The organism is Paenibacillus sp. 276b (genome assembly GCF_900107875.1).
GTDB lineage: Bacteria > Bacillota > Bacilli > Paenibacillales > Paenibacillaceae > Paenibacillus > Paenibacillus marchantiae.
This window is the reverse complement of the sequence record NZ_FNRR01000001.1, coordinates 722,711-735,922: the sequence shown is the minus strand read 5'-3', so window position 1 is coordinate 735,922 and position 13,212 is coordinate 722,711. Positions and strand designations below refer to the sequence as shown.

At 45.2% G+C, this 13,212-nt stretch carries 10 protein-coding genes; all 10 read right to left on the bottom strand.

Going from position 1 to position 13,212, the window contains the following annotated elements; all coding sequences use genetic code 11:
- Positions 1 to 13: 13 nt before the first annotated feature.
- The 10 genes from BLV50_RS03330 to BLV50_RS03285 all read right to left on the bottom strand — a co-directional run bounded on the left by BLV50_RS03330 (position 14) and on the right by BLV50_RS03285 (position 13,028).
- Positions 14 to 721: a response regulator transcription factor gene (locus tag BLV50_RS03330; protein WP_064638805.1), complete on the bottom strand. Its 708-nt coding sequence runs from the start codon at positions 719 to 721 to the stop codon at positions 14 to 16.
- A 220-nt stretch (positions 722 to 941) separates the two neighbouring features.
- Positions 942 to 2,369 carry a 4-hydroxyphenylacetate 3-hydroxylase family protein gene (locus tag BLV50_RS03325; RefSeq protein ID WP_072733464.1) on the bottom strand — a complete coding sequence of 476 codons (1,428 nt, stop codon included), beginning with the start codon at positions 2,367 to 2,369 and terminating at the stop codon, positions 942 to 944.
- A gap of 195 nt (positions 2,370 to 2,564) precedes the next feature.
- Positions 2,565 to 4,517 (bottom strand): ABC transporter permease, encoded by a 1,953-nt coding sequence (locus BLV50_RS03320; protein ID WP_090805848.1) that lies wholly within the window; start codon positions 4,515 to 4,517, stop codon positions 2,565 to 2,567.
- Positions 4,492 to 5,262, bottom strand: coding sequence for an ABC transporter ATP-binding protein (locus BLV50_RS03315; RefSeq protein ID WP_072732602.1), 771 nt, complete (start codon positions 5,260 to 5,262; stop codon positions 4,492 to 4,494). Before BLV50_RS03315 ends, BLV50_RS03320 begins: the two co-directional genes overlap by 26 nt.
- A 275-nt stretch (positions 5,263 to 5,537) precedes the next feature.
- Positions 5,538 to 6,524, bottom strand: a complete 987-nt coding sequence (locus tag BLV50_RS03310; RefSeq protein WP_090805845.1) for a sensor histidine kinase — start codon at positions 6,522 to 6,524, stop codon at positions 5,538 to 5,540.
- The gene (locus BLV50_RS03305) at positions 6,521 to 7,225 is read right to left on the bottom strand and encodes a response regulator transcription factor (protein ID WP_090805844.1); all 705 of its coding nucleotides are present in this window, start codon (positions 7,223 to 7,225) and stop codon (positions 6,521 to 6,523) included. The genes BLV50_RS03310 and BLV50_RS03305 overlap by 4 nt, the downstream gene beginning before the upstream one ends.
- Before the next feature lie 74 nt (positions 7,226 to 7,299).
- The gene (gene nagZ / locus BLV50_RS03300) at positions 7,300 to 8,628 is read right to left on the bottom strand and encodes a beta-N-acetylhexosaminidase (RefSeq protein WP_256337835.1); all 1,329 of its coding nucleotides are present in this window, start codon (positions 8,626 to 8,628) and stop codon (positions 7,300 to 7,302) included.
- A gap of 330 nt (positions 8,629 to 8,958) precedes the next feature.
- Positions 8,959 to 10,059 (bottom strand): NADH:flavin oxidoreductase, encoded by a 1,101-nt coding sequence (locus tag BLV50_RS03295; RefSeq protein ID WP_090805843.1) that lies wholly within the window; start codon positions 10,057 to 10,059, stop codon positions 8,959 to 8,961.
- Positions 10,060 to 10,382: 323 nt separating this feature from the next.
- Entirely contained in the window at positions 10,383 to 11,696 is a 1,314-nt protein-coding gene (locus tag BLV50_RS03290; protein ID WP_090805842.1) for a hypothetical protein, read from the bottom strand.
- A gap of 282 nt (positions 11,697 to 11,978) precedes the next feature.
- Positions 11,979 to 13,028, bottom strand: coding sequence for a 2,3-butanediol dehydrogenase (locus tag BLV50_RS03285; RefSeq protein ID WP_063563450.1), 1,050 nt, complete (start codon positions 13,026 to 13,028; stop codon positions 11,979 to 11,981).
- Between the last annotated feature and the right edge of the window lie 184 nt (positions 13,029 to 13,212).

Sequence of the window (13,212 nt, the reverse complement as noted above, 5' to 3'; positions counted from 1 at the left end):
TAGTCTCTTTTCTCTAGCTTTCCATGGGCGCTTCAATTTTGTATCCCAGTCCCCTTATCGTTTTTAAATATTCCGGTTGCCTGGAGTCGCGCTCGATCTTTTCCCGAATGTTACTGATATGTACCATTATCGTGCTGTCCTCGTGAGCGTAATAATCTCCCCAGACGGCTTCGTATATTTTTTTACGGGTGAAGACACGGCCTGGCTGCTCAAGCAGAAGCTCCACGATTTTGTACTCTGTTGAGGTCAATGTCACAGGTTTACCCGAGCGAAAAAGGATACATTGGGATCGATCAAGCCTAAGCTCACCCAGCTCAAGATTTAACTCCTTAGCAGCAGGCACGTCAGGTGCATCAAATTGATTGACTCTTCTGAGCAAAGCTTCCACTCTGGCGACAATCTCCAAAGGATTGAAAGGTTTGGAGATGTAGTCGTCAGCACCCAATCCGAGTCCAAGGATTTTGTCATGGTCCTGGCTTTTGGCCGACAGGAACAGAACGGGCATATGATGTGTGGACCTGATTTGTTTGATCAGCTGGAGTCCATCCATTACAGGCATCATAATATCCAGTATGACCAGATCAATCTGAGTTGAACGGATACACTCTAGCGCCTCTACTCCATTAACGGCTGTCACAATGTTGTAGTCCTTCTCAAGGTACAGCTGAAGCAGTTCCACAATTTCGGGTTCGTCATCTGCAATTAATAGTGTGTATCTCATGCGAATCCTCTCATTCCTATTTCAATAAATTCAGTTTTCATTCGAATTCGTATCCGTACATTCCATTTGTTATTGTTCATATGTCTATACGTTACTACTATATACTACGTCTCTTAAATCAATCTAAACCATTTCTAAAGATAACCTAAATAAAAAGCCCAGGCATCAGGCCAGAGCTTCAAATATAAAGCTAAAATAAGTAAAGATTCAGTACCATTCATCACTTGCTACGTAACCAGGGTTCAACCCGGGCATATAATCGGTCCTTATCATATTGCACATACTGACTCGCCCGATTGCGTACCGGGTCACCGGCATAGAAACGTTCATACAGATCATGTCTGGCTCCCAGCGGACTTCCTGTCAGCTCCCAGGCAAGCTGAAATAATCGAATCTTCTCTGGTGCCTGCATCGTTACGCCTCCAAGATACTTGTTCATCATAGGGCTGATACTTCCTTCCAGCTCCAGCTTCCCGGAAGGAATCTGAATAAGGCCACCTGCAGCTATAGTCTTCAAAATCTCAACAGCACGCGGGTAATAATGGTTCCCCAGATTACGGGCTGTTTCGATATATTTGAATGATGGTAGCCAGTTCCCATGAACATCCGGGGCAGCCTGTGCCTCAGATGCGATGATGAGTCCTTCAATCGTATGCATCTGGCTGATCATCTCCCCAAGCTGTTCCTGTACATTCAGGAAGGCATCCACTCCAATCTCCTTGGCAATGGAAGACGTGATGGCTGTAATGAATTCCAGCTTCGAATGCAGCCGAATAATGCTCTGATGATAAGCCAGACTGGAGGATGCCACGTTGCAGCGAATCTGCCATACCGCTTCCGGATTGTTGTGCAGCAGTACACGCTCCCAAGGTACAAATACGTCGTCAAAAAATAATATAGCATCCATCTCATCATACTGACTACTGAGCGGATGAGCAGTATCTGAATCTAATGTTGCAAAAGATTCTCTACATACCATATGTAATCCTGGACTTCCTGCTGCCACTATAACCATATGCGCCAATTCCGGACGATGTCCAGGAATGCGCTGAATCGGATATGCAATGATATCGTCCGCATATGGAGCAGCAGTTGCCACCATCTTGGCACCACGGAGGACAACGCCCTCTGTATTGGTACGAATGATTTGAAACATTGCATCTTCATCTTCCCCTACAGGCAGAGCACGATTAATCTGCGGGTCCCGCTGCACAATGGTCAGGAAGGCATCCTTCCGTTTTGCCTCATCATAATAGGCAGCGATTTTACCTCCATATGCTGGGTCATATGCAGCCATCGCATCCCGTGTGGCGTACCATCCGGTCAGGCGGGATCGGGCGTAATCCGAGAGACGGCTCATTACCCCGTAGGTGCGATCAGACCACAATCGAAAGGCTGCCGCCCTGCTGCTGATCTCCTGAGCATTGCAGGGTACTCGAAAAGCCTGATGTACATATCCGTTCGTCTGCTCATCCCAATAAGCCACTGTTTCTCTCGTGTCCGCATCATCCACCAGATTGAACAGACTTTCAATCGTTTGTAAGGTTCCCCGGAAGGCAGAATGCTCTGTTACTCGAATACGTTCTCCATCCAGCCATACATTCCGTTCATCGTTCAACCGTTGCAGATAAGCTTGTCCACGGGACATCGTTATGCTCAATGTAATCCTCCTTCTCAGTTAGAAAGGCTAGGAAACTCAATGATGATAATGTTTTTAATCATTTCGAGACTCAAGTTAACTAAAATGATACATATTGTATCTATTGAAATAGTACTTTGCTTTGGAGGAAAAAGTCAACAGACACCAAACCTAAGGTCCGGTGTCTGTTCTATTAGATTTATATTAGATCAATTTGGCATACATATGACGCAGATAGCGCCAGCGTACCAGAAGGAAGAACAGAATCTGCATGGATGCAAATACGAGGAAAATGCGCAAAGTATAACCCATAACAGAGAAATCAACCAACTGCTGTAATGCAACAAATGCAACGGAACTGTGGATAATGGCCAACACTATTGGTAGGAAAAACATTAACACCAGCTGTCTGGTTACGATGTTGCGAAGCTCCGGGCGACTCAGTCCCATCTTACCAATCATGCGGTACTGTTCTTCATCCCGTTCCAGATCTGCATATAACCGGAAGTAGGTAAAGCTTGCAGCAAAGGTGAAAAAGACAATGCCAATCAATCCGCTCAGAATAAGGATAATACCATTAGTTTGTTTGGAATTAAGCCAATCCAGCACGAGAGCGCTGATCTCGAAGTACCCCTGACCATCTGAGTCATTTTGAATGGATTCGACCAGATCAGGAGCAAACTTCCGCGTTCCCATCCAATCTGTCACAACAAATTGAGTTTTTTTATCGGGATAATAATTTTCATCAGCCTCGATTTGAATATTAAATTCCTTATTCATCTTGTCGTACAGCTCATTAGATACCACATAAACTTCCCTTTTGAATTCAACAGGGATGACGATATCGGTTGCAGGTGTTGTTAATCTGACCTTTTCCTGAACTTCCCACATACTGATATTTTTCTGAGTTGAACCCTGCCCAGCTTCTGCTCGTAATGTCTTACGACTCGTAAGATTGCCCGGAGTCATAAAGGAATCGTTAACATTCTCGAGAGTTCGCTCTTGGTAACCGAGCGCCTTGGCAAGATGATTATATTCACTTAGTTTGATGATATAGTCCCCTTCGTCATCAAACAGCGGAATATAACTTCCTTTCTGGTACGGAACCTCATTATCAATCAGTGTCTCTTCAATCTTCCTGATGTGCCGTTCTGCGCCAGGTGTATCCCATGAATTTTGGTAGGTAAACGCATATGGATTTGACATCGATGACAATCCCGGATCAGCGATCGCCAGCATCGTGCCAATGCCTGTAAAGGCGGAAGCCGAAATCACACTCACCATAAAAAACATGACCGCATTATCTTTCATTCGATAGGTAAGTTCGGACAGAAATAGCAAATTCGTTTTGCGGAAAAACAAACGCTTATTGCCTTTGAGCGCCCGAATGGCATACACACTAAGTTGGGTGAATAACAAATACGTGCCTGCAATAACCAAAACAACACTACCAAGCAGCAAAGGGAAAGAGTATGTGATCCATACAAAGGCAAATACACCCACATATCCACCCCCAATGAGTATGACGGAGAGAAGTGCTAAAAGACGAGAAGCCTTTGGCTCGGGTTTGGGTTTTTCCTCTGATTTTACAAGGTCAATCAATGACCCTTTTCGCATCAGCAGCGATGAGCTCAGCGCAATCACAACAAACAGCAGCAGAAATGCTCCGACAGTAAGTGCGATTGCTTTTAATGGAAAATAGAATCGGAGACTTTCTTCCACCGCCAGCATCGAACCGCAGATCAACAGGATCAGCTTGGCAAAGATCATTCCTAATCCAACGCCTGCCACAATGGCGGCAAGTCCAATGCACAAGTTTTCCATAAATAACAGTCGGTTCATCTGTTTACGTGTCATGCCAATGATTTGAAATATGCCGAATTCTTTTTTACGCGTCTTGAGAAATGAACCTACGGAATAGAGCAGAAACAGAAACGAAAAGATGAAAATAATGATCTCAGCAATCAAAAACCCCTGATTCGCAAGCATGGTCACTGTCCCACTTGAACCCTTCAGTCCATCCTTCAGATCTGGGTGAAACAAAAGAAGTGCATACGTAAAAAAGATCATGACGGAAAACGTACTGCTCAGAAAATGGGCCAGGTAAATTCGTTTGTTCCGAACAACATTATTAATGGCGAACTGGCGAAAATTCATGTCCTGAGCCTCCCATCAGGGATAATACGTTGATAATTCGTTGATAGAACGTCGATCGGTTATCTCCGTAATGAATCTCGTTGTAAAGACGTCCATCCTTAATAAATACAACCCGGCTGCAATAACTTGCCGCAACAGCGTCATGCGTGACCAGCAGCATGGTGGCTCGATCTTCCTGGTTGCGACGTTCCAGCATCTCCATTACATCACGCGCTGCCTTCGAATCGAGATTTCCTGTAGGCTCATCGGCCAGCACCAGCTTGGGAGAATGGATCAGGGCTCGTGCGATTGCTGTCCGCTGGGCTTGACCTCCGGAAATTTCATACGTGCGTTTGTTCAGAAGAGATGCGATGCCCAGCTTCTCTGCAAGTCGATCAACACGTTCATTCATCTCCTCAACCGGTACTCCATCCAGCGTAAGCGGCAGGACAATATTTTCTTTAACCGTGAGTGTGTTGAGCAGGTTAAACGACTGAAATACGAACCCCAGCTCTCGGCGTCTGAACAGAGCCAGTTCATCGTGATTCAGTTCAAACGGGTTCTTACCCGCGATTTTCAGTTCCCCTGAAGTAGGGTGGTCAATGGTTGAAATCATGTTTAGCAACGTTGTTTTGCCGCTGCCTGATGGACCCATGATGCCAACGAATTCACCCTCCTGAATACTGAGATCAATACCTGACAAGGCTTCGTATGACACGATCCCTTTATAAATTTTGCTAATCTGTTTCACTGAACATATCTCCATAGGTTAATGGCTCCTTTTAGATTTCGGATTTGAATTAAACAAAGTTGAACTGAACTTCATCGCAATTCGAGGTCGTTCTCTACTTTCTGACTTCAGTCTATCGAAGTTTCGACCATTCTCCTATGGATTAACCTTTCATCTTCATGACATTATTGTAAGGTTACATGTCACGTCGTCCTTTGGGGTGTTTCATCTATGTAGAAAACGAGAAAGACGCCGATCCCTATCAGGGCACCAGACGTCTTCTCAATTCGTTCCGCATTATCCGCTTATATTTAGTTTTCAAATGTAATGGTTACAGTGGTTCCTTCTCCCTGAGCGGATGTAAGGTCAATCCGATGGTTCATGCGTGTCAGGACATCCTTTACAATATACAGTCCCATCCCCGTGGATTCTTTAAAATGTCGCCCATTCTCTCCGGTGAAAAAAGGCTGGTACACGCGGTTGAGATCCGACTTGGGAATACCCACTCCTTGATCCTTCACTTCAAGAATGATGGACCGTGTGGCTTCATAAGCCTGGATGGTTACCTTTTGCCCTTTTCCCCCGGAAGAGTACTTGATGGCATTGGATAACAGCTGTACGAGGACAAACCGAATCCACTTCGCATCCGACTGAACCATTAACGCAGAATCAATTTTCATCTCGGGATACACGTGATTGCGAATGAAGAATCGTTTCAGTTCATGGATGGCTTCTTCTCCGGCCGCCTTGAGGGATACGGGCTCCACACTGAAATCCTGTTCAAATGTCTCCAGCCGCGCCATGTATAGCACGGTTTCCAGTCCTCGTCTCATCTGGTCTGCTTCCTCTCGAATGCTGATGAAACGGGGGTCCTCATCCTCCTGATCCTCAACCGTCAGTTCAATGACGGACAAAGGTGTCTTCATCTGATGAACCCATTGATTCATAAAAGTCAGATATTCCTGTTGACGCTGTTCCAGACGATGCAGATGTGCATAATAATGACCGTACTGTGAGTCCAGCAGTTCTGACAATGCCTGTGGCAAGGGAGCAGGCTCATTCAATGGAACAAATTCTTTTAGATCATTCATTCGATGGGACATCCGGGAATAAAACATGCGATGGGACAGATACCGATAAATGAGATAGGCTGCGTATAGGACTAACCCCAGAGATACCGCATACGTGGCCGTTAACCAGTGGTCGTAGCCGTCGTACCAGAAGACCGCAACCACGGTGAGCAGCACAACGATTACCCAACAAGTCAGTACAATATGTTCTTTGATAAACAACTTCATGAAGGCGACGATGCCTTCCAATTACTGTTGAGTCGATAACCTGAACCTCTTACCGTCTCCAGCGCATCTGTAATTCCCAGCTCAGTCAATCGTTTACGAACGCGGGTCACATTCACGCTAAGTGTATTATCATCCACAAACGAATCGTCCCACAGCTTTTCCAAGATGGTTTCACGACTAACCAGTTTGGGACTGCGACGCAGCAACGTCTCCAGCAAAATGGTTTCTTTCTTGGTCAGTTGTATCTTGCGGTCACCGAGCTCCATCTCCAATCTTTCCAGATAAACAGTTAGTCCATCCAGTTCCACCTTGCGCTCTTCATGACGCGTAGCGTAATCGCCATACACCCGGCGCAGCTGACTTCGAATTTTGGCCATGACAATCTCATGCTCAAACGGCTTCGTAATATAATCGTCCGCACCGTTCTCAAGCGCCATGACCTGATCCATCTTGCCACTTCGGGCCGAGATGAAAATAATCGGACATGTGGAAATGGAACGAATTTGGCGACACCAATAGAACCCATCGTAACTCGGCAAGTTGATATCCAGCAGCACGACATGCGGCTTAATTTGTTCAAACTGCTGAACGACTTGCTCAAAATCCTCAACCGCAACGGCCCTGTCACCATATCGCTCGATATGGGATTGAAGAAGACCCGCAATCTTCGGATCATCTTCAATAATCATTATCGTATACATAAAAAAGGTCTCACCTCTAACCTGTCGTAATGGAATATGCAATTCTCTTTCCAAAATCATAACACAGGTTGGTACTATCGGGCATCGACCTGCTTGCGCCAATCCACAATGTCAGCGTTCAGCTGCTTCAAATCTCCTGACGGCTGCTCCTCATCGGACAAGTTATACTTCTGCTTCAAAGCCAGAATTCGATATACACTTTCATTAATTCGGGATTCTGAAATCTCCCCTGATTTCACCGCACTCTTCAGCGTATCAAAAATAGTCTTGGCACTCTCATAACTGTGAGCTACCAGCAGAATATCACTTCCTGCCTGAACTGTCGCTACGGCGGCATCGTTCAACTTATAATTTTTCGCGATCGCACCCATGCTCAGATCATCTGTGATGACCACACCGTCATACTTGAATTTGCCACGCAACTGCTGACCAATAATGACGTCCGACAAGGATGCCGGATGGTCGGGATCAAGCTTGGGAAACAGAATATGGGCTACCATAACCGCTTCCACCTGTTCCTTCACCGCTGCCTCAAACGGAATCCACTCCAGCTGGGCAAGTTGCTTCTCCGTTTTGTTCACGACAGGCAGATCCAAGTGGGAGTCCACTGACGTGTCTCCATGACCGGGAAAATGCTTCACCACCGGAATAATCCCTTCGCTGCGCAGCCCTTTCATCTCAGCTATGCCCATTTGTGAAACCAGACTGGCCGAACTTCCAAATGAACGATCCCCAATTACCGGGTTATTCGGATTACTATTTACATCCATCACTGGAGCAAAATCGACGTTAAAACCTACCAGCTGAATTTGTCTTGCTAACAATTTGCCCATCGTTTCAGCCAAATCAGCATCCTTCGTCTTCCCCACTTTCCCATTGGAAGGTATAGACTCTACCGTTTCTGGCATTCGACTAACTTTGCCACCCTCCTGATCCACACTCATGAAAATTGGAACTGGATTGGAACGATTGGCATCCTTAATGGATTGCACGAACTTTGCCGTTCCTGGCACGGTCGAGACATTATTCGCATAGAAAATAATCCCTCCCACCTTCTGATCCGTGATCATCTGTTTCGCTTGAGCATCCAAAGTGGTTCCCTGAACACCCGCCAGAATCATTTGTCCGATCTTCTCATCCAAAGACAATTGGTCGAGCTGCTCTTCTACCGGATCCTTCTCTTCCTGTGGAGGCACTGTATTCTGTTGATCATTCTGATTGATTGCACCTGTGTTTGAATTCGCATTGGTCTCCGTTCCGGCATTATTGTTATTTTGCTCTGACGAGGAAGGCTTCTGTGACTGCCCACATGCGGATAAGAGCAGCATTATTCCGAATAGCAGGCACAACATTTGAAGCGTGTTTATGTGTTTGTTTTTTAACTTGCGATTATCGATATACAAGGATGGTCATCCTCCTTAAGCATTGTTGTCATTCAGTCTGAATGTGGTTCAGGCATAACCTTATCATAAGGTGCTTCATTTTCAAAATGGAGACGGCTTAAGTACAAATTCTTATGATGCAGCCTAAAAACGCAAAAAAATCCCCCTTTTTGGGCTTAAAGTGTGGTACTTCATGGTGTTGTTCCTTAGGGCGTGTGCGATTGGAGGGGATGAGAAAAGGTGTCAGCGGTGCGAAAAATGGTTTTCTATTGTGAATTTTTCATATGTTGAAATTATTATTATAGGGAGGTGAAAAAGCCGCCTTTCGGCGGCATCAGGTTTGTTTTCAGTTTAGAGTGTTTTCAATGCTTCTGCTGTAAAAGGAACAATTTCGGACAGGCGCCCTTCGCGAACTTTGTTTGGCCATTCCGGATCACTCAGCAGTACACGTCCCAACGCGATCAAGTCAAATTCATTATTTTCCATTTTCTCGTTCAACTGATCCAGATGAGCGTCACCTGTTCCCTGGTTTTCGTTCGCTCTGTCCACGAATTCCGCTTCGAGACCTACCGATCCAACGGAGATCGCCGGCTTGCCACTTATTTTCTGTGTCCAGCCTGCAAGATTCAGCTCTGAGCCATCAAATTCCGGCAGCCAGAATCGACGGGTAGAGCAGTGGAAAATATCTACACCTGCAGCCGTGAGGGGTGCAAGGAATTGCTCCAGTTGTTCTGGTGTTTCCACCAGCCGTGCGTCGTAGTTCCCCATTTTCCATTGGGAGAAACGAAGTACGATCGGGAAGTCAGGACCTACTGCAGCGCGACATGCTTCAATAACCTCAACAGCAAAACGCGTGCGCTGTGTCAGATCGCCTCCATATTTATCCGTACGACGATTGGTGTGCTCCCAGAAGAATTGATCAATCAGGTAGCCATGAGCCCCGTGAAGCTCAATACCATCAAAACCGATGCGCTGCGCATCTGCTGCTGCTTGGGCAAACGCCTGGATAAGACCCTTGATCTCGTCCTCTGACAATGGTTCTCTCTCAGGTTCACCTGCCATGCTTATTCCCGATGGGCCTACCGGCTTAGCTTCTGCATTAGGCAGGTCCCCTGAACGGCGGGCTGTACCCACATGCCACAATTGCGGCATGATTTTGCCACCTGCCTCATGGACTGCTTTGACTACATTCGCCCAACCCTGCAATGATTCTTCGCCATGGAACAGCGGAATGCTCGCGCCACTAATGGATGAAGGGTGGTTAATCCCCGTTCCTTCCGTAACAATCAGCCCTACACCTCCGGCTGCTCTGCGACGATAATATTCCACGACCTCTGGTCCGGGTACTCCTTCGGGTGAAAATCCACGAGTCATGGGTGCCATGACGATCCGGTTGGACAGGGTAAGCTTGTCCGAGGTAAATGGTTTAAACAAAGCTGACGGTACATTCATTGTGTAATGCTCCTTTACGATTAGATTGGAAGAAAAGATGTACACTTTCTTGCACATGCTCTTGTATAACTACCACAGAAGTTAATCAGTGAGTTGGTTAAGATATATCGCCTTTCTATTTTATAGTTTCTGATTTTTATTTTCAAATTTTCGATTTAAAAGGATTATTAATCTCTTGAACATAAAAATAGAGCAAGCTCGATGTAGCTTCATCTAAGAAGTTCTACGATCTTGGCCTGCTCTGTACAATTAACCTAAACGGCTCTCTCTGTAACCAAAAATGTGGATGAAGCATAGTATATAATCCATAATCTTCCTTACATTTAATTAGAATTAACAGGGATATCATTGCGATTAACTCTGAGTAATTTGCCTGATGAAGTCGATAGAACGTCGGGGTCTGTGCCCAGCCCAAAGTAGAAATCACCTTCGTGTTCTTCAAAAGACTTGGCGTACGTGTCCTGGTTAAAACGGAGAATTTCATTCCATGTGTTCAAATCTGTGGATTGATATACCCGGTTTATATAGAGATTTGCACTTTTGCGAGTGTAGGTGAGCACATAGACTTTCCCTTCCCGAAGCAGTAGATCCGTAGGAAGAGCTAGAGTATCTGGCAAAATGACGCGCGCTGCCTGATTAATGTCGGTCATCACATTCAAGGATTTGGGTAACAGTTGCCCATCATTGAATACCCCTCCGGCAATATAAAGCAGCTTATTGTTAAAATTAATATTTTTCCCTATTTTATTATACGGAACTGTGCCCGTTTGATAGGATAATCCTGGGAGCATTTTGCTACCATAAATGACCACGTCTTTCTTTTCAAGCTTCTCATTAATCTCTAATACATTGGTTTTATCGCCCCAAATTTTATTGGCAGGATACATCATGCCTGATGCATATAATTTGCCCTTGATCTCAAATAACGTATATGCCCTGAAGCCAAACGTATTGATAGTGGCGAATTTTTGCCAACTTTCGCCTTGATCATGAGAGATTAATACGGTAGGTTTCTGCTCGGTACCCAGCGCTGCAAACAGTTTGCCCTGATAGGACGCCAAATCGTATACGTGTACACCTAGCGGCAGATTGCGATACTTTGTCCATACATCTCCATCTAACCGGTAGAAGTTTCCCATATCCCACTGTTCACCATCCGAATCATTTCCGGGAATATACAATTTGTCGTTCAGCACTTTATAAATATCAATCTGTTCCTCATCTACAAATAATTTGGTCGAAGGAACGATGCTCGGATTGCTATTGGTGACGGACTGGGTTATAAATTTGGGATTGGCTGTATCGTAATAAATGACTGGAATAGGACCCGCATTAGGTGAAACACCTAAATTACTGCTGTTCCCATGACCCATATATATTTTCCCTCTGTACAGCTGCAAGTCCCAAACATTATTGGCATACGGTGCTTTCTTAAAAGGTTTTCCAAGCAACTCAATCTTGGACGTCACATCAGCGGATGTGATAGGTGCACTGGACACCTTGGCAAGTGCCCGTTCGGCAGTCGGCTGATGATCGGTTGAAACATTGTTTTTGGGTTTCGAATTACCCATAAGCAGCCAGCCCATGCCTGCAACAATCGTCAAAATCACGGCTGCCCATTTTGTATTGCTCTGCATGTCCGCTTCCTCCTTCATTTTTATGAAATAACACCTTTACATCAAAATGATACAAATTGTATCTTTTCATATTATGTAAAACGAAACGTACTTGCAACAAATTCCGCCCGTTCTGTGCAAAAAAAATAGACAATCGCATCCGAAGATGCGTTGTCTATTTGTCATTCATTCATTGTAGTTGCCCATCGCTTGCACATCAGCTCCAGTTGAGCTCCAACTGGGTACTTGTTGCCATTAGCTGACTTCCACTCTATTACTTGGCTTGTGATTTGCTTGGTAAATTTACTCAGCTTTCACCAGAATTTTAACCTGGTTTTTCTCTTTCAGCAGTGCTTCAAATCCATGCTCTACCACTTCATCCAGGCTGATTCGTTTGGTTACCAACTTATCAGCCGGGAAGAAACCTTTAGCCATCAAGCTAATCACAGCCGGGAATACGTCACGGTAACCGATAATGCCATTGACCGTACGCTCCTTCATGACAATGGAGTTTGGCAGGATCGGTGCTTCCTGTTCAAAAATGCTGACGATCATCAATTCACCGCCAATACGTGTTGAATCAATCGCTTGTTGCAGCACCCGTGGAACACCGGTTACTTCATAAGCTACATTCACGCCACCTTGGGTGCGTGCATGAATTTCTTCCACTACTTTGTATTGTGTAGGATCAATAACAATAGCGCCAAGTTCTTCCGCTTTGGCTTTACGTTCTTCGGATAATTCCACAACATAAATATCCGATGCACCAGAAGCTTTCAACGCTTCAATAACCAGCAACCCGATTGGACCTGCACCAAAAACAGCCGCAGTGTCGCCAACTTTCAGTTTGCTTTGACGAACAGCATGAAGAGCTACTGCGGAAGGCTCCACCAACGCTCCTTGCTCGTACGAGATGGAATCAGGAATGGCATGAACCATATATTCCTCAGCCGTTACATACTCCGAGAAACCTCCGCCTCCCCCAGCCAGACCCAAGAAACCCATCTGATCGCACAAATTATATTTCCCTTGTTTACAGGCTTCACAATGACCACATGCATAGATCGGTTCCACCACAACGCGGTCACCTGCCTTATAACGTGTCACGCCTTCTCCTACTTCAACGACTTGTCCTGAAAATTCATGCCCCATCACAACAGGTGCTTGTTCCCCTGTTAGCGGATGCGGTGCTTGAGCCGGAATGAAGATCGGGCCAGCAGTGTACTCGTGCAAGTCACTGCCACAGATACCACACCACTCCACTTTTATTTTAACCTTTCCCTGTTCAGGGCGGGGTTCATCAATATTTTCGAGACGCAAATCTTTTACTCCATGCCAACGCAATGCTTTCATTTGTTTCATCTCCCAGATCATAAGTTTTGATATAATCGGAAACGTTTCCGTAAGTTAAATATGTCACATTTTAAATAGGCTGTCAAACATAATTTGTCACACATATGTCTATCTTATGAATTTTACGTCGATAATTCTGGTGTAATAACAGCGTTTTCAATATATCGATCATTTTTTGCTCTGT